Annotated in this window: 22 protein-coding genes; 11 read left to right on the top strand and 11 right to left on the bottom strand. The window is 67.7% G+C overall.

The window, feature by feature from the left end:
• Positions 1 to 58 precede the first annotated feature (58 nt).
• From WC585_RS10615 to WC585_RS10590, 6 genes are all read left to right on the top strand, one after another.
• Positions 59 to 553, top strand: coding sequence for an NlpC/P60 family protein (locus WC585_RS10615; RefSeq protein WP_373258022.1), 495 nt, complete (start codon positions 59 to 61; stop codon positions 551 to 553).
• The gene (locus WC585_RS10610) at positions 553 to 4368 is read left to right on the top strand and encodes a glycoside hydrolase/phage tail family protein (RefSeq protein ID WP_373257951.1); all 3816 of its coding nucleotides are present in this window, start codon (positions 553 to 555) and stop codon (positions 4366 to 4368) included. Before WC585_RS10615 ends, WC585_RS10610 begins: the two co-directional genes overlap by 1 nt.
• Before the next feature lie 81 nt (positions 4369 to 4449).
• Positions 4450 to 5382, top strand: coding sequence for a DnaJ C-terminal domain-containing protein (locus WC585_RS10605; protein ID WP_373257950.1), 933 nt, complete (start codon positions 4450 to 4452; stop codon positions 5380 to 5382).
• Complete coding sequence (locus tag WC585_RS10600; protein WP_373257949.1) at positions 5382 to 6578, top strand: phosphoserine transaminase; 1197 nt, start codon at positions 5382 to 5384, stop codon at positions 6576 to 6578. Before WC585_RS10605 ends, WC585_RS10600 begins: the two co-directional genes overlap by 1 nt.
• 82 nt (positions 6579 to 6660) lie before the next feature.
• Positions 6661 to 7956 (top strand): adenylosuccinate synthase, encoded by a 1296-nt coding sequence (locus WC585_RS10595; RefSeq protein WP_373257948.1) that lies wholly within the window; start codon positions 6661 to 6663, stop codon positions 7954 to 7956.
• Positions 7957 to 8029: 73 nt separating this feature from the next.
• Positions 8030 to 8836, top strand: a complete 807-nt coding sequence (locus WC585_RS10590; RefSeq protein WP_373257947.1) for a response regulator — start codon at positions 8030 to 8032, stop codon at positions 8834 to 8836.
• Positions 8837 to 8880: 44 nt separating this feature from the next.
• On the opposite strand, the gene rpoH is transcribed toward WC585_RS10590, so the two are convergent.
• From rpoH to WC585_RS10575, 3 genes are all read right to left on the bottom strand, one after another.
• The gene (rpoH, locus tag WC585_RS10585) at positions 8881 to 9768 is read right to left on the bottom strand and encodes an RNA polymerase sigma factor RpoH (protein WP_373257946.1); all 888 of its coding nucleotides are present in this window, start codon (positions 9766 to 9768) and stop codon (positions 8881 to 8883) included.
• 206 nt (positions 9769 to 9974) lie between these two features.
• Positions 9975 to 10283 carry a GNAT family N-acetyltransferase gene (locus WC585_RS10580; RefSeq protein ID WP_373257945.1) on the bottom strand — a complete coding sequence of 103 codons (309 nt, stop codon included), beginning with the start codon at positions 10281 to 10283 and terminating at the stop codon, positions 9975 to 9977.
• Between the two features lie 12 nt (positions 10284 to 10295).
• Complete coding sequence (locus tag WC585_RS10575) at positions 10296 to 11336, bottom strand: RluA family pseudouridine synthase (RefSeq protein WP_373257944.1); 1041 nt, start codon at positions 11334 to 11336, stop codon at positions 10296 to 10298.
• 118 nt (positions 11337 to 11454) lie between these two features.
• On the opposite strand from WC585_RS10575, the gene WC585_RS10570 reads away from it, so the two are divergent.
• Positions 11455 to 12099 carry a DUF2799 domain-containing protein gene (locus tag WC585_RS10570; RefSeq protein ID WP_373257943.1) on the top strand — a complete coding sequence of 215 codons (645 nt, stop codon included), beginning with the start codon at positions 11455 to 11457 and terminating at the stop codon, positions 12097 to 12099.
• Between the two features lie 23 nt (positions 12100 to 12122).
• Here the strand turns inward: WC585_RS10570 and fba are convergent, their stop codons facing one another.
• From fba to gap, 4 genes are all read right to left on the bottom strand, one after another.
• Positions 12123 to 13208 (bottom strand): class II fructose-bisphosphate aldolase, encoded by a 1086-nt coding sequence (gene fba, locus WC585_RS10565; protein ID WP_373257942.1) that lies wholly within the window; start codon positions 13206 to 13208, stop codon positions 12123 to 12125.
• 83 nt (positions 13209 to 13291) lie between these two features.
• Positions 13292 to 14488 (bottom strand): phosphoglycerate kinase, encoded by a 1197-nt coding sequence (gene pgk, locus WC585_RS10560; protein WP_373257941.1) that lies wholly within the window; start codon positions 14486 to 14488, stop codon positions 13292 to 13294.
• A gap of 2 nt (positions 14489 to 14490) precedes the next feature.
• Positions 14491 to 14925: a hypothetical protein gene (locus WC585_RS10555; RefSeq protein WP_373257940.1), complete on the bottom strand. Its 435-nt coding sequence runs from the start codon at positions 14923 to 14925 to the stop codon at positions 14491 to 14493.
• A gap of 8 nt (positions 14926 to 14933) precedes the next feature.
• Complete coding sequence (gene gap, locus WC585_RS10550) at positions 14934 to 15941, bottom strand: type I glyceraldehyde-3-phosphate dehydrogenase (protein ID WP_373257939.1); 1008 nt, start codon at positions 15939 to 15941, stop codon at positions 14934 to 14936.
• Between the two features lie 228 nt (positions 15942 to 16169).
• Between gap and WC585_RS10545 the strand changes: the two genes are divergently transcribed.
• Both WC585_RS10545 and WC585_RS10540 read left to right on the top strand, forming a co-directional pair.
• Positions 16170 to 17408, top strand: coding sequence for a S41 family peptidase (locus WC585_RS10545; RefSeq protein ID WP_373257938.1), 1239 nt, complete (start codon positions 16170 to 16172; stop codon positions 17406 to 17408).
• 9 nt (positions 17409 to 17417) lie between these two features.
• Positions 17418 to 18713: a S41 family peptidase gene (locus WC585_RS10540; RefSeq protein ID WP_373257937.1), complete on the top strand. Its 1296-nt coding sequence runs from the start codon at positions 17418 to 17420 to the stop codon at positions 18711 to 18713.
• On the opposite strand, the gene purT is transcribed toward WC585_RS10540, so the two are convergent.
• From purT to tkt, 3 genes are read right to left on the bottom strand one after another with little or no spacing between them, the layout of a single operon-like run.
• Positions 18684 to 19880: a formate-dependent phosphoribosylglycinamide formyltransferase gene (purT, locus tag WC585_RS10535; RefSeq protein ID WP_373257936.1), complete on the bottom strand. Its 1197-nt coding sequence runs from the start codon at positions 19878 to 19880 to the stop codon at positions 18684 to 18686. The two genes, WC585_RS10540 and purT, sit on opposite strands and share 30 nt — an antisense overlap.
• A gap of 3 nt (positions 19881 to 19883) precedes the next feature.
• Positions 19884 to 20276: a VOC family protein gene (locus WC585_RS10530; protein WP_373257935.1), complete on the bottom strand. Its 393-nt coding sequence runs from the start codon at positions 20274 to 20276 to the stop codon at positions 19884 to 19886.
• Positions 20277 to 22283 carry a transketolase gene (tkt, locus tag WC585_RS10525; protein ID WP_373257934.1) on the bottom strand — a complete coding sequence of 669 codons (2007 nt, stop codon included), beginning with the start codon at positions 22281 to 22283 and terminating at the stop codon, positions 20277 to 20279.
• 97 nt (positions 22284 to 22380) lie between these two features.
• Here tkt and WC585_RS10520 point away from each other — a divergent pair, with 97 nt between their 5' ends.
• Positions 22381 to 22653 carry a hypothetical protein gene (locus WC585_RS10520; protein ID WP_373257933.1) on the top strand — a complete coding sequence of 91 codons (273 nt, stop codon included), beginning with the start codon at positions 22381 to 22383 and terminating at the stop codon, positions 22651 to 22653.
• Complete coding sequence (locus WC585_RS10515) at positions 22653 to 22961, top strand: cell division protein ZapA (protein WP_373257932.1); 309 nt, start codon at positions 22653 to 22655, stop codon at positions 22959 to 22961. Before WC585_RS10520 ends, WC585_RS10515 begins: the two co-directional genes overlap by 1 nt.
• 6 nt (positions 22962 to 22967) lie before the next feature.
• On the opposite strand, the gene WC585_RS10510 is transcribed toward WC585_RS10515, so the two are convergent.
• On the bottom strand, positions 22968 to 23342 hold the full coding sequence (locus WC585_RS10510; protein WP_373257931.1) for a PH domain-containing protein: 375 nt from the start codon (positions 23340 to 23342) through the stop codon (positions 22968 to 22970).
• Positions 23343 to 23352 lie beyond the last annotated feature (10 nt).

Raw genomic sequence — 23352 nt, 5'->3', positions numbered from 1 at the left:
CGAAGCGAAGCCAGGGTGGGGCACGAAGACGAGAGCTCCGGCACTTTCGGACCCCACCCTGACCGCTGCGCGGTCTGTCCCTCCCCATGAAGGGGAGGGAGAAGGAATCGTTCGCGTTGCCCGTTCCTGGCTCGGAACCCCCTACCGTCATCAGGCGAGCGTGAAGGGGGTCGGGGCGGACTGTCTGGGGCTGGTGCGCGGGGTGTGGCGCGAGGTGGTGGGCGGGGAGCCGGAGCCGGTGCCGGCGTATCGGGCGGACTGGGCCGAGGTCGGGGGTGAGGAGACGCTGCTGGCGGCGGCGCGGCGGTGGCTGGTGGAGATACCGGTCGCGCGGGCCAGGCCGGGGGATGTGCTGCTGTTCCGGATGGCCCCGGGGTGTGCGGTGAAGCACTGCGGAATCCTGAGCGACGTGGACGGGGCGGAGCCGAGGTTCATCCACGCCTATTGGGGGCGGGCGGTAGTCGAGAGCTGGCTGGGGCGCTGGTGGCGCGAGCGGCTGGCTGCGGCGTTCATGTGGCCGCAGGCGGCCTATGACAATCAGGGAGCGGGCTGATGGCGCAGGTGATCCTGACCAGTGTGGGGCAGTCGGTCGGGGGACCGATCGGGGCGTTCATCGGCTCGACCCTGGGGCGGGCCATCGATCAGCGGGCGATCGCCAGCCTGGAGCCGGCGCGGCAGAGGGGGCCGAGGCTGGAGACCCTGAGGGTGCAGGGGACGGCGGAGGGTGCGCCGATGGCCTGCATCTTCGGGCGGGCGCGGGTGACGGGTCAGGTCATCTGGGCCGCGCGGTTCCAGGAGGGGCGCACGACGCGCTCGGCGGGCAAGGGCGGCCCGCGGACGGTCGAACACGACTATGCGCTGAGCTTTGCGGTGGCGCTGTGCGAGGGCGAGATTGACGGGGTCGGGCGCGTCTGGGCCGACGGCCAGCCGATGGATATGTCGGGCGTGACGATGCGGGTGCATCGGGGTGGGGCGGATCAGGTGCCGGACCCGCTGATCGAGGCGGTGGAGATGCGGCAGGCCCCCGCCCCCTCCGGCCCTTGGGGCCCGTCGTCAGGACACGACGTGTCCTTCCTCCACCCCCATGAAGAGGGAGGAGACGCGCCCGCCTATCGCGGCTGTGCCTATGTGGTGTTTGAGGATCTGGCGCTGGGGCCGTTCGGCAATCGGGTGCCGCAGCTGAGTTTCGAGGTGTTTCGGCGGGCGCGGGGTGCCGAGCCCCGGTTGGAGGATCGGCTGGAGGGGGTGTGCCTGATCCCCGGGGCCGGTGAGTTCGTGCTGGCAACCGATGTGGTCATGCGGCGCGACGGGCTGACGCGGTCGACGCCGGAGAACCTGCACAATGGCGAGGGGCGGGCGGACCTGCTGGTATCGATCGATCGGCTGTTGGCGCAGGTGCCGAATCTGAAGCGCGTCAGCCTGGTGGTGGGGTGGTTCGGGACGGATGTGCGGGCCAGCCACTGTGTCGTGAAGCCGGGGGTGGAGCGGCGGGACAAGACGACGGAGCCGATGGGGTGGTCGGTGGCAGGGCTGGATCGGGGGAGCGCGCATCTGATCAGCCGTGCCCCGGCCCCGGCCCCCTCCACCGCCTTCGGCGGTCCCCCTCCCCCGATGGGGGAGGAATATGGTCCTGCTTATGGGGGGACGCCGTCGGACGAGAGCGTGCGGCAGGCGGTGGCGGCGCTGAAGGCGCGGGGGGTGGCGGTGACGCTGTATCCCTTCGTCTTCATGGATTGCGAGGGCTATCCGTGGCGCGGGCGGGTCAGCGGGCGCGACGGGTCCAATGCGGCGGCGGATGTGGCGGCGGTGTTCGGGACGGCGGACGGCTGGGGGCTGCGTCGGATGGCGCTGCACTATGCGGCGCTGGCGGCGGAAACGGGGGCCGACGGGCTGCTGATCGGGTCGGAGATGCGGGGCCTGACCTGGACACGGGATGCGGGCGGCGGCTTTCCGGCGGTCGAACAGTTCAGGACGCTGGCGGCGGAGTGCCGGGCGGTGGTCGGGCCGGATGTGGCGATCAGCTATGCGGCGGACTGGTCGGAATATTTCGGGCGGCAGACGGGTGGGGAGGTGCGGTTTCATCTCGATCCGCTGTGGGCCGATGCCAACATCGATTACGTCGGCATCGACTGGTATCCGCCGCTGGGCGACTGGCGCGAAGGCGACGGCGGGGTGGATGCGGCGACCTGGGCCGGGCCCGACGACGCCGACTATCTGGCGGCGCAGGTGGCGGGCGGGGAGGGGTTCGACTGGTACTATGCCTCGGACACTGATCGCGCGGCGCAGGTGCGGACGCCGATCGTCGATACGGCTCACGCCGAGGACTGGGTCTTTCGGCCCAAGGACCTGAAGGGGTGGTGGTCGAACGCGCATCATGAGCGGCCCGGTGGGTTGCGCAGTGCGACGCCGACGGCCTGGGTGCCGGGGATGAAGCCGATCCGGCTGACGGAGTTCGGCTGCGCGGCGGTGGACCGGGGGGCGAATGCGCCCAACCTGTTTCAGGATGCCAAGAGTTCGGAAACGGCTCTGCCGTCTGGATCAACGGGCGCGCGGGACGACCGGATGCAGCGCCGGGCGCTGGAGGCGGTGCTGGCGCACTACGCGGAGCCCGACAACAATCCGGCTGCGAGTTTGTATGCGGGGCGGATGCTGGAGGCGGCGGATGCCTGGTGCTGGGATGCGCGGCCTTATCCGGCGTTTCCGGGGCGGTCGGATGTCTGGGCCGATGCGGGGGCGTGGCGGACGGGGCACTGGCTGAACGGGCGGCTGGCAGGGGAGACGCGGGACCTGATCGCGGCGATCCTGAAGCGGGGTGGTCTGGATGAGGGTGGTTTCGAGATCGGACCGGTCGCGGGCGAGGTGCAGGGTTATGTGATCGACCGGCCGATGCGGACGCGCGATGCGCTGGAGCCGCTGCTGGCGGGGCTGGGTCTGGTGGCGGCGGAGCGGGGCGGGAAGGTCGCGGTGCTGGGTGAGGGCGCGGTCGATCTGACGTTGGCGGAAGAGGCGATGGCCTTGCCGGATGAGGGGAGCAGCGTGCGGGCGGACCGTCGGCTGGAGGCGCAGCCGGGGGCGGCACGCGTACGTTTCATCGACGGGAATGCGGATTATCAGACCGGGGCGGTGGTCGTGCGGTCGGGTGGCGAGGCCGGTGGTGTCGATCTGGACTTGCCGGCGGCGTGCACGGCGGCGACGGCGCGGGCAGCGGCGGAGCGGGTGCTGGCGGGCGCGGACGGGCGGTCGCTGACGGTCGCGCTGGGGCCGCTGGAGATGCTGACGTTGGAGCCGGGGGATCGGGTCGAGGTCGAGGGGTGGGCGGGGCTGTGGCGCGTCCTGCGACTGGATCAGGACGAGACGCCGTCGGGCGTGCTGGAGCCTGTCGTCGATGTAGCGACGGGCGAGGACGATGCCGTGCCGGGGCCGGGCGAGCCGGGGTCGGTGGTGGGGGCGCCATTCCTGAGGCTGCTGGAGCTGCCGCCCTTGCCGGGTGCGGAGAACGACGGACGGGCGCTGGCCGTGGTGGCGGCGGACCCGTGGCGGGTCATGCAGGTGTTTGCGGGGGTGAGCGCCGATGCACTGACGGCTCGGGGCGAGGCGCGGTCGTCGGCGACGGTGGGTGTGCTGGTCGAGGCCCTGGCACCGGGGCAGCCGTGGCGCTGGGATGAGATTGGCGAGGTTCGGGTGCGGCTGGAAGGGCGAGACCCGGAGAGCCGGTCGGACCAGGCGGTGCTGGGCGGGGCCAACGCGGTGGCCGTCGAGACGAAGGCGGGCTGGGAGATCGTTCAATTTCGCAATGCCACGCCGGATGATGGCGGGGTGTGGCGGCTGACGGGTCTGTTGCGCGGGCAGCAGGGGACGGAGGCTGCGAGGGAAGCGGGGGCATCGGCGGGAGCGATCTGTGTGATGCTGGATGAGGCACTGGCGCGGGTGGCCTCGCCGCGTGGCGAGCGGGGGCTGCCGCTGATCTGGCGGGCCGGACCGTTGGGCGGACCGGCGGGCGGGGCGGGTGTCAGCGAGGTGATGCAGACGCTGACGGGGCTCCATGAGCGGCCGTGGCGGCCGGTGCATCTGAGGCTTGCTGCGGAGAGCGAAGGGCGGCGGGTCGTTTGGCGCGGTCGGTCGCGGATCGATGGCGACCGCTGGGATGGCGAGGCGGCGGGAGCCGATCCGCTGCGGTTCCGGGTGCGGGTGCTGGCGGGCGAGGCCGTGCGGCGCGAGGTGGTCGTGGAGGGCGAGAGCTGGACCTATGCAGCGGGCGATCTGGCCATGGACTTTCCGGGCGGGGTCGGAGCGGACGCGACGCTGGCCGTTGCGCAATGGGGCGAGGGGTATGGCTGGGGCGATGAGGCGCGGGCGGGGTTGCGCTAGATTCCGCGTCGATCCCTTTGCGCTGCAACAGGAATGGCCTAACTGACGAGGAAGCAGTGGGTCTGATGGAGCAGTGAGCGCGTGGCGGGTGATCCCTACAAGGAACTGGGTGTTTCCCGGACGGCGAGCGCCGACGAGATCAAGAAGGCGTTTCGCAAACTCGCCAAGGAACTGCATCCCGACAAGAACCCCGGCAATACGGTGGCCGACGAGCGGTTCAAGCGGATCACGGCCGCCTTCGACCTGGTCGGGGATGCCGAGAAGCGCGCCAAATACGACCGGGGCGAGATCGATGCCGATGGGCGCGAGCAGTTCCGGGGCGGTGGCTTCGGCGGTGCGGGCGGCGGGCGCGCGGGCGGCAATCCGTTCGGCCAAGGCGGCGGACCGCAGGCCGGCGCAGGCTTCGAGAATATCGATCTGGACGAAATCTTCGGCGGCATGTTCGGCGGCGGGGCTGGGCGCGGGCGGGGCAGTGCAGGCAGCGGCTATGCGCCTAAGGGCCAGGACGTGCGGGCCACGCTGGAGATCAGCCTGGAGGACGCGATCAGCGGCAATACGCGGCGTATCCAGTTTTCGGACGGCCGTACGCTGGATGTTGCGATCCCGAAGGGCGCGTCGGACGGACAGACGATCCGGTTGAAAGGACAGGGTGCGGCGGGTCGCGGCGGTGTCGCGGGCGATGCCCTGATCGAGCTGAGGATCGCGCGGCACCCGGTGTTCACGCGCGAGGGCGCGGACCTGACCATGGACCTGCCGGTGACGCTGTATGACGCGGTGCTGGGCGGCAAGATCCCGGTGCGGACGCCGGAGGGTACGGTCAGCATGACCATTCCCAAGGGCTCCAACTCCGGCAAGGTGCTGCGTCTGAAAGGGCGAGGCGCGTTTGCGGACGGCAAGCGCGGCGATCTGCTGGCCAAGCTGATGATCATGTTGCCCGAGACCGAGGACGCGGCCCTGACCAATCTGGCGCAGGGGATGCGGGACAAGGGCCCCTACAAGCCGTGGCGCGAGTGATGCCGAACAAGCCGAATGTGAAGCCGGAACGGCCCTGGTTCTCGGCGGGGCCGACGGCCAAGCGGCCGGGCTGGTCCAGCCAGGCGTTGAACCACGATCTGCTGGGCCGAGGCATCCGCGCGCCGGAGGTGGTGGCGCGGTTCGCGCACGGGCTGACGCTGACGCGCGAGCTGTTGCAGGTGCCGGAGGACTGGGTGCTGGTCTATCTGCCGGGGTCTGACACGGGCGCGGTCGAGGCGGCGCTCTGGTCCATGCTGGGCGAGCGGCCGGTGCAGGTGCTGGCGTTCGAGAATTTCGGCCAGGTCTGGGCGACCGATATCCGCGATCACCTGAAACTGGAGCCCGAGGTGATCGAGGGCCCGTGGGGACAGTGGCCGGATGTGTCGGGGATCGATCCGGCCAAGGATCTGGTCTTTCCGTGGAACGGGACGACGGCGGGGGTGAAGGCCCCGAATGCGGACTGGATCGCGGACGACCGCGAGGGTCTGGTGATCTGTGATGCGACCTCAGCGGCGTTTGCCATGGCCTTGCCGTGGGACAAGCTGGATGTCGTGACCTTCAGCTTCCAGAAGGCGCTGGGCGGTGAGGCCGGGCTGGGGGTGGCGGCGATGTCCCCCAGAGCGGTGGAGCGTCTGGATCGCTATGCGCCGCCGCGGGCCGTGCCGAAGGTGCTGAGGCTGAGGACCGGCACCCCCTCCGACCCTGCGGGCCACCTCCCCCAAAATGGGGGAGGAGAAGGCTTCGACCGGGCGCTGGCGTCGGGGTCGATGATCAACACCTTCTCGGTCTGGACACTGGAAGACTGGATCGACGCCGTGGAGTGGGGCCTGGCGATCGGGGGTCTGGACGCCCTGATCGCGCGGACAGACGCCAATGCGGCGGCGCTTGATGCGTGGGTTCAGAAGACGGCCTGGGTCGACTATCTGGCGGAGGACCCGGCGACGCGGTCGACGACATCGGTGTGTCTGAAGATCGTGGACGAGCGGGTCGCGGCGTTGGATGGGTCGGCGCAGCATGCCCTGGTGCTGAAGATCAAGGCGCTGCTGGAGGCCGAGGGCGCGGCCTTCGACGTCGAGAGCCATCGCAATGCGCCGGCGGGTCTGCGGATCTGGTGCGGCTGCACGGTCGAGACGGCGGATGTCGAGGCGCTGACGCCGTGGCTGGACTGGGCGTTCGAGGCGGCGCTGGCGGAATAATCCGCGCACGGGAGGACATCCCCCGATTCCCCCGCTATAGGCTGCGCCCGCGTTCCGGGTTGTCGGTCAGCGGAGAACTATCTTGGCAAATGTCGCAGTGGTCGGTGCCCAGTGGGGCGACGAGGGCAAGGGCAAGATCGTGGACTGGCTGTCCAACCGTGCCGACATGGTCGTGCGGTTCCAGGGCGGTCACAATGCGGGCCACACGCTGGTCGTGGACGGCAAGGTCTACAAGCTGGCCCTGCTGCCGAGTGGCGTGGTGCAGGGCAAGCCCTCGATCATCGGCAATGGCGTGGTGGTCGATCCCTGGCATCTGGTCGGCGAGATCGAAAAGATCGTGGCGCAGGGCGTGGCCATCAGCCCCGACATCCTGACGATTGCGGATAATGCCTGCCTGATCCTGCCCATCCATCCGGCGCTGGATGTCGCGCGCGAGGCGGCGGCGAGCGCGCCGGGGGCGAAGATCGGCACGACGGGGCGGGGCATTGGCCCGGCCTATGAGGACAAGGTCGGACGCCGGGCGATCCGCGTCTGCGATCTGGCCAATGAAGACGACCTGAAGGTCAAGATCGAGCGGTTGCGCTCGCATCATGATCCGCTGCGCGCGGGACTTGGGCTGGAACCGATCGATCCGGGCGCACTGCTGGCGTCGCTGCTGGAGATCGCGCCGAAGATCCTGCCGTTCGTGAAGCCGGCGTGGCGGGTCCTGGATCAGGCCAAGCGCGACGGCAAGCGGGTGCTGTTCGAGGGGGCGCAGGGCGCATTCCTGGACGTGGACCACGGGACCTATCCCTATGTCACCTCGTCGAACACGGTGGCGGGGCAGGCGGCAGCGGGGTCGGGCATCGGGCCGCGCGGCGTCGGCTATGTGCTGGGGATCGTGAAGGCCTATACGACGCGCGTCGGCGAAGGGCCGTTCGCCTGCGAGTTGAACGATGCGGTGGGCGAGCATCTGGCGACCGTGGGCCGCGAGGTGGGCGTGAACACCGGGCGGGCGCGTCGCTGCGGCTGGTTCGACGCGGTGCTGGTGCGTCAGTCGGTGGCGATCAACGGGATCGACGGGATCGCCCTGACGAAGCTGGATGTGCTGGACGGGTTGGAGACGCTGAAAATCTGCGTCGGCTATAGGGTAGATGGCGAGGTTCTGGACTATCTGCCCTCGAGCCTGAAGGCCCAGGCAGCGGCCGAGCCGGTGTTCGAGGAACTGGAAGGCTGGAGCGACACGACGGCGGGCGCGCGGAGTTTCAAGGATCTGAACGCCAATGCGATCAAATACGTGCGTCGGATCGAGGAGTTGATCGGGGCACCCGTGGCGCTGCTGTCGACCAGTCCGGAGCGGGACGACACCATCATGATGCGCGATCCGTTCCAGGACTGAGAGGCTCGCTCGCGCCGTTCAACGGGTCTTAACCGGCGTGCGCTAGGGTTGGCACTTCGCCGGAGACCTGCCTGTGTTTGATATCGATCGCCGCTTGCTGGCCAAGCTGGAGCCCGTCATCAAGCGGGTACTGATCGTCGATCCGAATGCACATGCCGCGCGCATGCTGATGGACATCATGAAGGGCCTCGGGGCCCGGGAAGTGGTTGTCGAGGCCGAGAATGGCCCTGCCATGCGGATGGCCGAGGGGCTGGAGCCCGGCCTGATCTTTACCGAGCGCAGCGGCGACGGCCTGAACGGCGAGGCTCTGACCAAGGCCATCCGCCGCTCTCACATGGCGTGCCGGATGTCGCCCATCATCATGATCACGGGAGAGGCGACGGCCCAGACCATCATCGGCGCCCGAGACGCCGGTGTGCACGAGTTCCTGCGAAAGCCCTATGCCAGCGCCGACCTGTACAAGCGGATCGAGAATGTCGCGGTAAAGCCCCGCGGCTGGGTCGAGGGTGTGGGCTATATCGGACCGGACCGGAGGCGTTTCAACTCGGGTGAATACTCCGGGCCGACCAAACGCAAGAGTGACGTGGCGCTGAAGGGTAGCGCCGCCCTGGCTGAAGCCAAGGATCAGGCCATGCGAATCCTGGCCGCTGCCTTGAACCAGTTCGACGACGATCCGATGCAGGCGACCCGCGCGGTCAAGCAGCAGGCGATGACGCTGAAGGATGTGGCGCTGAAGACCAACGATCCCAAGCTGCAGGTGGCGGTCGGAGCACTGGAGGTCAGTCTGGCGTCGGGGCCGCCCACCAAGGCGACGCTGGCCGCGCCGATCGATGGCCTGCTGGCCATGGTGCATCTGGAGCCCAGCAGAAAGGCCGGCTGACGGATCAGCCGGCCCCTCTGATTGGGTGCGCCACCCGATTGTGGTCAGGCGTCGACCAGGTTGCGATCTTCAGCTGCGGCGCGCATGGCCTTCTGCAGTTTTTCGAAGGCCCGGACCTCGATCTGACGGACGCGCTCGCGCGACACGCCATACTGGCCTGCCAGTTCTTCGAGCGTGACCGGGTCGTCCTTGAGGCGGCGTTCCGTCAGGATGTGCTTCTCGCGGTCGGTCAGTTCCTGCATGGCTTCTTGCAACAGGCCCATGCGCAGGGATTTCTCCTCGCTTTCAGCCAGGGCGGTTTCCTGAGAGACCGCCGTGTCGTCGGCCAGCCAGTCCTGCCACTCGCTCTCGCCATCCGAACGGATCGGGGCGTTCAGCGAGGAGTCGCCGCCGAGGCGCCGATTCATGTTGGTGACCTCTTCCTCCGACACGCCCAGCTTGGTGGCGATGGCGGAGAGGTGCTCAGGATGCAGGTCGCCTTCCTCGAAGGCCGAAATCTGGCTCTTGGCCTTGCGCAGGTTGAAGAACAGCTTCTTCTGGGCGGCGGTGGTGCCCATCTTCACGAGCGACCAGCTGCGCAGGATGTATTCCTGGATCGAGGCGCGAATCCACCACATGGCATAGGTCGCCAAGCGGAAGCCCTTGTCCGGATCGAATTTCTTGACCGCCTGCATCAGGCCGACATTGCCCTCGGAGATCACTTCGCCGATCGGCAGGCCGTAGCCGCGATAACCCATGGCGATCTTGGCCACGAGGCGCAGGTGCGATGTGACGAGGCGGTGCGCGGCCTCGGGATCCTGATGCTCTTCCCAGCGCTTGGCCAGCATGAACTCTTCGTCCTTGGCCAGCATAGGAAACTTGCGGATTTCAGTGAGATAACGCGAAAGGCCCTGCTCGGGCGACATTACCGTTAGTGATCTGGCTACAGCCATATGGTCCCTCCGACCGTAAACGAGCGGGTTCTTCGGAGGCGGCCACCCAATGTGCACCGTCGCCTCACCCCTCAACCGATGAAGTAGTGTCGGGTTTCCGCATTTGTCAGTGGCGGATCGTCACACGAAAGCGTGACCGTTGCCCCGATGCCACGGCATCGAACGAGACTGTATGTAGCAGGATGTCAGTCCTTTATCAAGACGGACTATTGAAGGCCCAAGATCTGGCGATAGGTCGGATGAACGACATCTGCATCGTCGGGATGCTTCTGGAAATATGCGCTGAAGAAGGGGCAGACCGGCAGGATCAGCAAGTTCCGCGCGCGGGCGTCGGCGATGACGTGGCGGGCCAGGCGGCTGGCGATACCCTGACCCTCCAGAGCCTGGGGCACCAGGGTCTCGGTGATCATCAGATTGGGTTCGGACAGGTTGTAGGTCACCACGGCGATCTGGTCGCCGATCGGCAGTTCGTAGCGTTTGGCGTCCGGGTTATCGCGGATGTCGGCTTCGGTCATCGGCTTATCCTTTCAGAGTTCGGCGAGCAGGGCCTCCAGCGCCAGCATATCTGCTGGAGGATCGGTTTCGAAGCGCAGGGTCTGACTCGTGACGGGATGCACGAAGCCCAGGACGGCGGCGTGCAGAGCCTGGCGGGTCAGGCCTGCGGCGGCGATGGCGGCGCGGACGGGGGTGGCGGGACTGCCCGAGCCATAGGTGGCGTCACCCAGGATCGGTGAGCCCTTCGAAGCCATGTGCACGCGGATCTGATGGGTGCGGCCGGTGTGCAGGGTGCAGGCGACACGGGCGGCCATGGGGGCTCCGCCGGGCTTTGCGGGTTGGCCATAGGTTTGCTGGACGACGTAGTCGGTGATGGCGATGCGTCCGGCGGACTTCAGCACGGCCATCTTCTTGCGATCCCCGGACGAGCGGCCGATCAGGGTTTCGATCCGGGCCTTCGACGGACTGGGCGCGCCGCGGGTCAGGGCGATGTAGGTCCGCTCGATGTCGTGGCTGGCGAACAGGGCGGACAGGCCGGCGTGGGCGCGGTCGGTCTTGGCGGCGACCATGACGCCGGAGGTGTCCTTGTCCAGACGGTGGACGATGCCGGGCCGGGCGACACCGCCGATGCCCGACAGGCTGTCGCCGCAATGGGCCAGCAGCGCATTGACCAGGGTTCCGTCCGGGGTGCCGGGGGCGGGATGCGCCGCCATGCCTGCGGGCTTGTCGATCACGATCAGATCGGCGTCCTCGAACAGGACGGTCAGGGGGATGGCCTGCGGCAGGGGTGTGGCCGAGATCACCGGGGGCGGGGTGACGGCATAAAGGCCGGGCAGGGCCTTGGCCGATCCGTTGGACACGGGCCGGCCGTCGCAGGTGACGGCCCCCTCGGCCAGCAGCGCCTGGAGACGGGCGCGGGACAGGGTGGGGAAGGTGACGGCCAGAGCCTTGTCCAGACGCACGCCCTTCAGATCGATCCGGGCTTCAAGCACGGGCTGTGACGCGGCATCTGGCTCGGCGTCGTCCAGAAGATCGTCGGACAGAAGAGGTTCGTCGGACACGCGGGACTCCATCGCCCGCAGGCGTCGAGGCTGTCTAGCATGACGCGACCGGACGGGGCCAATGACGCTCTTGGATACGGCCAAGCTGTGCGGCATTATTGTTAAACCGGGTGGGGGCTTGGAGATGACGATGTTGATCAGAACGATGGTTCTGGGCGCGATGACCGGTGCGGCGGCGCTGGCCCTGGGCAGTTGCGCCACCATGAGCGAGGACCAGTGCCTGGCCGGGGCCTGGGGCGAGCGTGGATACAAGGACGGGCTGGAGGGATTGGCGCAGACGCGGCTGAACGACCATGCCGAGGCCTGTGCGAAGTACGGCGTGGTGCCGGAGACCGAGGTCTACATGTCCGCGCGCGAGGATGGCCTGCGCAGCTATTGCACGCCCAGCGGCGGATTTCAGGCCGGACGGCTGGGGCGCAGCTATGCGGGGGTGTGTCCGGCGTTTGCCGAGGAAGAGTTCATCCCGGCGTTCGAAGACGGGCGGCGCGTCTATGCGGTCGAGCAGGCGGTGTCCTCGGCCGAGACAGAACTCAGCTCCGCCATCGCGCGCATCGAGGACCGCGAGGACAAGCTGGAGGCCAAGCGCCGGGAACTGGATGAGGAGGGCCTGACCAACGAACAGCGCCGGAAAATCCGCGAGCGGATCGACGAAGTGCGCGGCGAGATTCGCGATGCAAGGCGTCGGGCGCGGGAGGCCGAAGACGCTCTGCGCTACGCCCGCGACGAGGCCGACCGGTTGCGGTTCTCGATCGGGAGACGGTACGGCGGCTGGTAGGCCGCCGCAGGATTGTCAGACGATCAGGCTGCTTTGGACTTGGCCGAGCCGAAGTGGGGGTTCAGCTCGCCCTTGGCATAGCGCTGGGCCATCTGGGCGGTGGACAGGGGCTTGATCTTGGAAGCCTGGCCTTCGCAGCCGAACTGGACGAACCGCTCCTGGCAGAGTTTGCGCATCGCCTCCTTGGCGGGCTTCAGATAGGCGCGGGGGTCGAACTCGCCCGGCTTTTCGGCCAGGATCTTCCGGATCGCGCCGGTCATGGCCATGCGGTTGTCGGTGTCGATGTTGATCTTGCGCACGCCGTGCTTGATGCCGCGCTGGATTTCCTCGACCGGTACGCCCCAGGTCTGGGGCATCTGGCCGCCGTACTGGTTGATGATGTCCTGCAGGTCCTGCGGCACCGAAGACGAGCCGTGCATGACCAGGTGGGTGTCGGGCAGGCGGCGGTGGATTTCCTCGATCACATTCATGGCCAGGACGTCGCCGTCCGGCTGGCGCGTGAACTTGTAGGCGCCGTGGCTGGTGCCCATCGCAATCGCCAATGCGTCGACCTGTGTCTCGCGCACGAAGTCGACGGCCTGATCCGGGTCGGTCAGCAGCTGGGAGTGATCCAGCTTGCCTTCGAAGCCGTGGCCGTCCTCGGCCTCGCCCATGCCGGTTTCCAGCGAACCCAGAACGCCCAGTTCACCCTCGACCGAGACGCCGCAGGAGTGAGCCATCTGGACCACGCGGCGGGTGACGTCGACGTTGTATTCGTAGGAGGCCGGGGTCTTGGCGTCCTCCTCCAGCGAGCCGTCCATCATTACCGAGGTGAAGCCGTACTGGATGGCGGTGGCGCAGGTCGCGGGGCCATTGCCGTGATCCTGGTGCATGCAGACCGGGATGTGGGGGTACAGCTCGGCCAGGGCGTCGATCAGCTTGGCCAGGACGATGTCGTTGGCATAGTTCCGCGCGCCGCGGCTGGCCTGGATGATGACCGGGCTGTTGACGGCCTCGGCCGCCTCCATGATGGCCAGGCCCTGTTCCATGTTGTTGATGTTGTAGGCGGGCAGGCCGTAGCCTTCCTCTGCCGCGTGATCGAGCAGTTGTCGCAGCGTGATGCGCGCCATGGGTGTCTCCTGAATCCCTTTTGATTTTGACGCTGGTTTAGCCGCGTCGCGCGGCGAAGTCACGCAATGTTACAACCGCGGCTTCAGCCCTTGAGTGCCAGGACGCCGGGAAGGGGCTTGCCCTCCATCCATTCCAGGAAGGCCCCGCCGGCGGTGGAGACGAAGGTCATGTCATCGCTGACGCCGGCGTGGTTCAGGGCCGAGACGGTGTCGCCGCCGCCGCCGACGGCGACCAGCGATCCGGCCTTGGCGCGGGCGGCCACGTGGCGCGCGACCGCGACGGTGGCGACATCGAACGGGGGCACCTCGAACACGCCTAGCGGACCGTTCCAGATCAAGGTCTTGCAGCCGTCGATGGCGGCCTTCAGGCGTTCGACCGAGGCGGGACCGGCGTCCAGGATCTTGTCATCAGCGGACAGGGTGTCGCCGGCCTTGACGGTACGGTAGTCGGCACCCGGCTTCACCTCGGTGGCAACGATCAGGTCGATGGGCAGCAGCAGTTCACAGCCACGATCCGCCGCCTCCTGCATGATCTCGCGGGCGGTGGCCTCCATGTCCTTTTCGGCCAGCGAGCCACCGATGTCGAAGCCCTGGGCATAGAGGAAGGTGTTGGCCATGCCGCCGCCGATGGCCAGCTTGTCCAGCTGACCGACCAGATTCTTGAGCAGGTCCAGCTTGGTGGAGACCTTGGCCCCGCCGACGATGCCGATGACGGGTTTGGTGGGATTGCCCAGCGCCGCGTCCAGGGCATCCAGCTCGCGGCGCATGGACTCGCCGGCATAGGCGGGCAGCAGCCGGGCCAAGCCTTCGGTCGAGGCATGGGCGCGGTGGGCGGCGGAGAAGGCGTCGTTGACGTAGAGGTCGCCGAGGTCGGCCAGTTGTTGGGCGAAGGCCGGGTCGTTGGCTTCCTCGCCCGCATGGAAGCGGACGTTTTCCAGCAGGATCACGCCGCCCGCGTCGAGGTCGGCGATGGCGGCTTTGGCTTCGTCGCCCACGCAATCGTCGGCGAAGCGGACCGGGGCGCCGATCAGGGCCTCCAGATCATCGACCACGGGCTGCAGTCTCATGGACGGCACGACCTTGCCCTTGGGCCGGTCGAAGTGGGCCAGCAGGGCGACCTTGGCCCCCGCATCGCGCAGCTTCTGGATCGTCGGCAGGGCAACACGCAGGCGGGTGTCGTCGGTGACCTTGCCGCCCTCCATCGGAACGTTGAAATCCACGCGGACAAGGGCGGTCTTGCCAGCGAGGGAGGGGGCGTCGTCGAGGGTGCGGAAGGTCATTTTTATTCCTGAGTAGCGGGCCTTGGCTGGAAAGCAATTTCCGGCGCGGGGCATTCGTCTTTGCGGCAGGCAGCGAAGAAAACCCCGTCAGCGCCCATCCGGGGATCAATAAGCACTTGTGCGAGCACCACAATTTCTTGGCGAGTGCACACGAAGTCCTTCGTTTCACCGGTGCCGACAGTGAATCCGTCTTGAATTCTCGATCCTACTTCATGCCAGTCTTCTGCCCGGCATTGGGACAAGGTTGCGACGGCTTCATTGGCTGAGACCGCGAAGAGCCGATTTGGCTGATATGGAAGATCAACCCAAAATGGATCCGGCCCGCTCGCCCGCATCACGATCAGTTCGACAGGACGAGGTGCTTGTCCGTCGCAGCCCGTCGTGCCGAGAAGGCTGACGGCAGCGAGGAAAGAAATGGCCCTGTGAGCAGACGGCATCTGGCGTCTCAGATGAACTTGCTCATCACCAGCGCCGTGTCCGCCATCCGCGTCGCAAAGCCCCATTCGTTGTCGTACCAGCTGAGCACGCGGGCCAGCTTGCCGTCGACGACCTGGGTCTGGGGCAGGGCGGCGGTGGAGGAGGCGGCGATGTGGTTCAGGTCGCTGGAGACCAGGGCTTCATCGGTGGTGAACAGGACGCCCTTCATGGGGCCGTCGGCGGCGGCCTGAAGCGCGGCGTTGATCTCTTCCACGGTGACCTCGCGGCCGGCGACGACCTTCAGGTCCACGACCGAGACGTTGGGCGTCGGGACGCGGATCGAAGAGCCGTCCAGCTTGCCCTTCAGCGCGGGCAGGACCAGACCCAAGGCCTTGGCGGCGCCGGTCGAGGTCGGGATCATCGAAAGGGCGGCGGCGCGGCCGCGGTACAGATCCTTGTGCATCGTATCCAGCGTCGGCTGGTCGCCGGTGTAGCTGTGGATCGTGGTCATATAGCCGCGCTCGATGCCGAACAGGTCGTTCAGCACCTTGGCGACGGGGGCCAGGGCATTGGTCGTGCACGAGCCGTTGGAGACGATGATGTCGTCGGCGGTCAGGGTGTCATGGTTGACCTTGTAGACGATGGTCTTGTCGGCATTGTCGCCGGGGGCCGAGATCAGGACGCGCTTGGCCCCCGCCTTCAGGTGGGCCTCGGCCTTGTCACGGGCGGTGAAGATGCCGGTGCATTCGAAGGCGATGTCGACGTTCAGATCCTTGTGCGGCAGGTTGGCCGGATCGCGTTCGGCCGTGACCTTGATCTTGCCCAGGCCCACGTCGATCCAGTCGTCGCCGGATGTGATGGTGCCCGGGAATCGGCCGTGCACGCTGTCGTATTTCAGCAGGTGGGCGTTGGTGGCCACGGGCCCCAGGTCGTTGATCGCTACCACCTCGATATCGCGACGGCCATGCTCGACGATCGAGCGCAGGACGAGACGGCCGATGCGGCCAAAGCCGTTGATGGCGACGCGAACGGTCATGGGCGGGCTTCCTTTGAAAGAATTCGTGATCGCGGCTTCAATGGAACCCTGAGCGCCGGGTTTCAACCCCCGGGGTTCAGTTGTGACTTCACACACTGCCAGTGACTGTTACGGCTGCGCTTGCCGAAATCGCCCGCGCATTCGTGAGTTGAATGCCAAGCCGCATCGGCGCATCACCGTTTCATGAGCAGGCGGGGCGTCCTTCACAGGCTGGGACTGAGCGCGGCGATGGGGCTGATGCTCGTCGCCCTGCCCACACAGGCGCGCCAGACGCTGGACACGCCCGATGCCGTGGCGGTGCTGGCAGCGCCGGATCGCGAACGGACGCGGATGAATGCCCGCGTCTTCGACCGGGTCTGGAGCGAGACGCGCAGCCAATATTACGATCCGAACCTGCATGGCGTCGACTGGGGCGCGGCACGGCGCACCTATCGACCCGAGGCCCTGGCGGCGACCGACGACCGGACGCTGTACCGGGTGATGTCGCGCATGCTGGCGCTTCTGGACGACGCCCACGCCGGGGTGATCTCGCCCGCTGCGGCGCGCCGTCAGGATGGCCTGCGTCAGCCCCGGGCGGCGCTGGGCGTCACCCTGCGTGCCGACCCCGAGGACGGCAGCTATCTGATCGAAAAGGTTCGGCCCGGATCGCCTGCAGCCGAGGCGGGTCTGGACGTGGGCTGGCGGCTGCTGATCGATGAGCGGTCGGAATGGTCGCCGGACCGGGATGTGGTCGAAGGCCAGACCCTGAGGCTGAACCTGCGCGATGCGGCCGGTCAGTCGCGGGCGGTGACGGTCATGCCACGCATCCTGCCACCGCTGGCTCCGTTCGTGGCCGACCGGTCGCGCGAGGGCGTTCTGCTGCTGCGGATCGAAGGGTTCGAGGCGGGGTTGGGCCAGTGGATGGGCGGTCAACTGGCCAATCTGGAGCCGGCGACGGAGGTGGTGATCGACCTGCGGGGCAATCCGGGCGGGCGGCTGCATGAGGCGGATGCCGTGCTGAGCTGTTTCCTGCCGGTAAACCGGACCTGGGCGACCCGCACCGTTCGATCAGGGCGGCGTGTACCCCTGCGGACCATGGGGGGGTGCGGAGACCGGCAGATGCCCGCCGACAATCCGGTGGCCATCCTGGTCGATGCCGAGAGCCGCAGCGCCGCTGAGCTGACCCCCGCCGCCCTTCAGGAGGCGGGCCGTGCGGTCGTCGTCGGGGAACAGACGGCCGGGGCAGTACTGATTTCGCAAGAGACGCGCCTGCCGGATGGTGGTCGGTTGACGCTCAGCCGCGCCGACTTCGTGACTTCGGGCGGAGTGCGGCTGGAAAAGCGCGGGGTTCGGCCTGACATCCTGGCTGCGCGCTCGGCCGAGGACAGCCGCGCCGGCCGCGACCCGGTGCTGGAGGCGGCGCTGGCCGCGCTGCGGACGGCGCACGACGCCGCGACTGTCTCGACAGCCGAGGTTCTGGCCCTGTAGCGTCGCGGCATGCTGAAGTCGTCGCTTTCCGTACGTCTGGCCGTCGTCGCGTTTGCGGCTTTGCTGCTGGGGGCCTGTGCCTCCATTCCCTATGCCAGGACCTATGAGCCGCCCGGGATCGCACTGCCCGCCGATGGGTCGCCAGAACGCGCCGAGCTGAACGCAGAAGTCTATGATTCCGTCGTCCGCTATGTGGACAAGCTCTTCTACAAGCCCGAGTTCGGCGGCGTGCCGTTCGAGCAGGAGGCCGAGGCGCGCCGGGCCGCGGCCATTGCCCAGTCGACGTCGGAGGGCCTGCACGGCGACCTTTCGCAGTTGCTGGATCTGCTGGACGACGACCACACCGTGACGCTCAGCCCCCTGCAGCGTCTGCGTTACTTCGAACAGCTGTCTGGCGGGTCGGCGACCGGCTATGGCTTTACCGTCACGCCGCGGGGTGACGACCGGTATGTGGCGAGCGTTCGGCCGGACTCGCCTGCACAGGCCGCAGGGGTTCTGCCGGGCTGGCGGATCGAGAGCGCAGGGGGGCAACCTGTTCTGCTGGCCAGACCCGCCATCCTTGGGCGCGTCGACACACTCGTTTTTGTGGACGAGGCGGGTGATCGCCACAGCCGCGATCTGGAGGGGGTCTCCATGCCCCATCGGCCACGCTTTGCCTCGCAGCGACTGGAAGGCGACATCGCCTATATCCGCTTCGACGACTTCGATGCCGAGCGGTACCGGCTGTATATGGCCGAGTTCGAGGCCATGGCGGATGATCCGCCAGCCGGTCTGATCATCGACCTCAGGACCAATGGCGGCGGGCAGCTTGATGTCACGGGCCAGATGTCAGCCTGGCTCTACTCGGATCGGCGTGACTATGCGGTGATCTATGGCCGGTTCAGCAACACCCGCTTCTTCACACTGCCGGCCCCGAAGCCGTACCTGGGGCCGGTGGTCATGCTGATCGGGCCGGGCTCGGCCAGTGCGGCGGAGCTGTTCGCGGGAGTCGCCCAGGAAAAGGGGCGGGCTATTATCGTGGGCCAGACCTCGCGCGGCGCGGTGACAGGCACCCGACCGATCGAGCTGGCAGACGGCGGCCTTCTGAGGGTCGGGACCATCGTCATGACGACGCCTGCCGGCAAGCAACTGGAGGGCGTCGGGGTGACGCCGGACATCGTCGTGCCGGACGACTGGCAGGCCGTGCGCGAAGGTCGGGACCCGACCCTTGCGGCCGGTATTGCAGCGATAGAAGCCTCAATGATTGAGGCCGCCGCAGGCCCGGCCGAGGTTGCGTCAGCCGCGGACGGGTCGGACCTTCCCTGAGGCCTCGCGCGCGCGTTCGCGGGCCTGTTCGACGGTGTCGCCGCGTGCCGTCGCCACGCCCATGCGGCGCCGCTCATAGCTTTCAGGCTTGCCGAACAGGCGCAGGTCGGCGGTAGGGACGGACAGGGCCTCGGCGACGCCCTCGAAGGCGATACCGACGGCGTCCATGCCGCCATAGATGACCGCACTGGCCCCCGGTTCGCGCAGGGTGACATCGACGGGCAGGCCCAGGATGGCGCGGGCGTGCAGGGCGAACTCGGACTGGACCTGGGTGGCCAGGGTGACCAGACCCGTGTCGTGCGGCCGGGGCGACACCTCCGAGAACCAGACCTGGTCGCCCTTGACGAACAGCTCCACGCCGAAGACGCCGAGGCCGCCCAGCGCATCCGTGACCTTGCCCGCGATATCCTGGGCCGAGGCGAGGGCGGCGGGGGTCATGGCCTGCGGATGCCAACTCTCGACATAGTCGCCCTTCTCCTGACGATGGCCGATGGGGGCGCAAAAGTCGGTGCGGATGGTGCCGTCGGCGGCGCGTGATCGCACGGTCAACAGCGTGATCTCATAGTCGAAGTCGATCCGGCCCTCGACGATGACGGTGGCGGTCTCGACGCGACCGCTCGATTGGGCATATGTCCAGGCGTTGCCGGCGTCCTCCAGTGCCTCGATCATCGACTGGCCCTTGCCGGAGGACGACATCACCGGCTTGATGAAGACGGGCAGGCCGATCCGGTGCGCGGCCTCGGCCAGTTCAGCGGCAGAGGTGGCAAAGGCATAGGGGCTGGTCGGCAGACCCAGCTCCTCTGCGGCCAGGCGGCGGATACCCTCGCGGTTCATGGTCAGCTGGGTCGCGCGGGCTGTCGGGATGACGGTGGCCAGACCCGCCGCCTCGATCTGGGCCAAGACGTCGGTGGCGATGGCCTCGATCTCGGGCACGATGAAGTGCGGGGCCTCGGCCAGGATGACGCCGTTCAGGATTTGCGGGTCCGTCATGGGGATGACGTGGCTGCGGTGTGCCACCTGCATGGCGGGAGCGTTGGGATAGCGGTCGACGGCGATGACCTCGACCCCCAGCCGCTGAAGCTCGATCGCGACCTCCTTGCCCAGTTCCCCTGCGCCCAGCAGCATGACGCGGATGGCGGTGTCGGACAGGGGGGTGCCGAGTTTCATGGGTCAGTCTCCGGTCGCAGGTTCGATCAGGTCCCAGGCGTTGCCGTAGAGGTCCTCGAAGACCACCACCTTGCCATAGGGTTCGTGTCGCGGGGTCTCGCGGAAGACGACGCCGCTGGTCAGCCAGGCGGTGTGGTCGCGCATCAGGTCGTCGGTTTCCAGGAACAGCCAGACCCGGCCACCGGCCTGGTTGCCGACCTGGGCCGTCTGGGCCTCTGTCGTGGCGCGGGCGAGCAGCAGCGAAGTCTCGCCGCCTTTGGGCGTGACCCGGACCCAGCGTTTGCCGCCGCCCATGTCGGTGTCATCGCTGAGCTCAAACCCCAGCTTGCCGACATAGAAGGCGATCGCCGCGTCATAGTCGTGGACGAGCAGGCTGATCGCCCCGATGCGGGCCATTTACAGGCGCGCCTTGGCCGCTGCGACCACGGCCTCGGTGGTGATGCCGAACTTGTCGTACAGAACCTCGGCGGGGGCAGAGGCACCGAAGCCGGTCATGCCGACGAAGGCACCGTCTTCGCCGATGAACCGCTCCCAGCCCTGTTTGATCGCGGCCTCGACGGCGATGCGCACCGTGCCGCGACCGATGACCGAGGCCTGGTAGGCGGCGTCCTGTTGTTCGAAGAGTTCGAAACAGGGGACGGAGACGACGCGGGTCGGGGTGTTGTTGGCCTCCAGTCGGTCGGCGGCGGCCAGGGCCAGCGGAACCTCGGTGCCCGTGGCGAACAGGGTGACCTTGGCCTCGCCGTTGGCGGCCCTCAGTTCATAGGCCCCCTTGGCCGACAGGTTTTCGGACGTCGCGACGGTGCGGACCGCCGGGGTCTTCTGGCGCGAAAGCGCCATGGCCGACGGCTGGCTCTTGGTCTGCAGCGCGATCTGCCAGCACTCCATGGCCTCGATCGTGTCGGCGGGGCGGAAGACGAGCAGGTTGGGGATGGCACGCAGGGCCGCCAGATGTTCGACGGGCTGGTGCGTCGGGCCGTCCTCGCCCAGGCCGATGCTGTCGTGGGTCAGCACGTGGATGGCACGGACCCCCATCAGGGCCCCCAGACGGATGGCCGGGCGGCTGTAGTCCGAAAACACCATGAAGGTGCCGCCGTAAGGGATGACCCCGCCATGCAGGGCCAGGCCATTCATGGCCGCGGCCATGCCGAACTCGCGGATGCCCCAGTTGACGTAGCGGCCTTCATAGGTCGGCGCGTCCAGGATCGGCGTGCCCGACACGAAGGTGTTGTTCGAGCCGGTCAGGTCGGCCGAGCCGCCGATCAGCTCGGGGACGGCGGCGAACAGTTCGTCCAGCGCCGCACCCGACGACTGGCGCGTGGCTTGGGCAGGCTTGGTCTCGACCAGTTCGGCGATCTTCGCCTGAAGCTTGTCGAAGGCCCCGGCGGGCAGCTCGCCCTTCATGGCGCGGGTGAAGTCGGCGGCCTGGGACGAGGCGGCCAGGCGGGCCTCCCACGCCTCGCGCTCCTTGGCACCGCGACGGCCGACCTTCTTCCAGGCCTTGTCGACGGCCTCGGGCAGGTCGAAGGGCTCGTGCTCCCAGGCCAGACCCAGGCGGGTGGCGGCGATCTCTGCGGCACCCAGGGCCGCGCCGTGGGTCTTGTGGCTGCCGGCCATGGTGGCGGCGCCGCGACCGATCTGGGTCTTGCAGGCGATCAGGGTCGGCTTGTCCTGACGCGTCGCCCATTGCAGGGCGGACTTGATGGCTTTCGTGTCGTGGCCGTCGATGGCCTTGACCGCCCAGCCTGCGGCCTTGAAGCGCGCCTTCTGGTCGGTGGTGTCCGAGAGGGACACCTTGCCGTCGATGGTGATCTCGTTGTCGTCCCACAGCACGGTCAGCCTGTTCAGCCGATAGCGACCGGCCAGGGCGATGGCCTCCTGAGAGACCCCCTCCATCAGGCAGCCGTCACCGGCGATGACCCAGGTGCGGTGATCGACGAGGTCGTCGCCGTATTTGGCCGCCAGATGCCGCTCGGCCATGGCGAAGCCGACGGAGGTAGCGAGGCCTTGGCCCAGGGGGCCGGTGGTGACTTCGACGCCCGGCATGTGGCCGAACTCGGGGTGGCCGGCGGTCTTCGATCCCCACTGGCGGAAGTTGGACAGCTCTTCGCGCGTCGCGGCCTTGTAGCCGGTCAGGTGAAGCAGCGAGTAAATCAGCATCGAGCCGTGGCCCGCCGACAGGATGAATCGGTCGCGGTCAGCCCAGTCGGGGCGGCTGGCGTCGAACTTCAGAAACTTCGAGAACAGCACCGTCGCCACGTCGGCCATGCCCATCGGCATGCCGGGGTGGCCGCTCTTGGCCTTCTCCACCGCATCCATCGACAACACCCGGATGGCGTCGGCCATCTGTTTCAGGGAGGCCTTTTCGGGGGCGTTTTTGGATGTGATCTTGGCGTCGGTCACGGCGGGACCTTTCGTCGGAAGGCGGAAAAAGGGAGGCGCGCCGCTTTACCCCGACGCGCGGGCGGGTTCTATACGGATTCTGGAGGATATGACCCGAATGGATGCTGCCTCGGCCGCAAAAGACCGTGTCGACCGCGCTCTGGCTCTGCTGGAGCGCCGTCTGCTGGACCTGAAGGGTCGCGCGGCGGGGACAAGCCGTGTGCCCGACGACGATCTGTTCGCGCCCACGCCGTCCAGCGACACCGACCGCGCCCGCATCCATGAGCTGGAATCGGCGGGCCGCGACGCCGCCGAGGTCCTGGACCGCGCGGCCGAGGCGATCCGCGATGTCCTGGCGGAGAATTCTCTGGCTGAATGGGAGGGGCGCTGATGGCGACCGTCACCGTAGAGGTCAATGGCCGCCCCTATGCCGTCGGCTGTGCCGATGGTCAGGAACAGCGGGTCCAGATGCTTGCCGGGCTGTTCGATACCCATGTGCGTCAGGTGGCGGGCGAGGTCGGCCATGTCGGTGACATCCGCCTGTTCCTCATGGCCGGGCTGATGTTGGCCGATGAATTGCACGAAGCCCGTCAGGGCCTGCCGGTTGTCGAGGTTCCGGGTGCCCCGACCAACGATGGCGTGGCCGAGGCCTTGAATGCCGTCGCCGCGCGGCTGGAAAAGATCGTCCAGGGGCTCTGAGACCCGTCAGACCAGGACGTAGGTCGCCAGCACACGCTGCACCTCCGTGATGTCGACACCGCGCCCGAAGGTCTTGCCGAACATCGCCCCGCCCGAGACGCCGATCTTCATCTCTGCGTCCATGTCGAGGGTACCGGCCGTTTCGACGCTGAAATGGGTGATTTTCGAATAGGGCAGGGACTGGAAGGTGGTCTTCTTGCCCGTCATCCCTTGTTTGTCGACGAACAGCAGCCGCTTGTCGGTGAAGACGATCAGGTCGCGCACCAGCTTGTAGGCATGTTCGATCCGCTCGCCGGGGGTCAGAATGTTGGCCATATCGGCCGCGATGCTCTTGGGATCGACGGTATTCGCATTGCCCATCAGGGCGTTCAGCAGGCTCATGACGCATCTC

Source organism: Brevundimonas sp. (assembly GCF_041648055.1).
GTDB lineage: Bacteria > Pseudomonadota > Alphaproteobacteria > Caulobacterales > Caulobacteraceae > Brevundimonas.
This window is presented reverse-complemented; position numbering and strand designations above follow the sequence as displayed.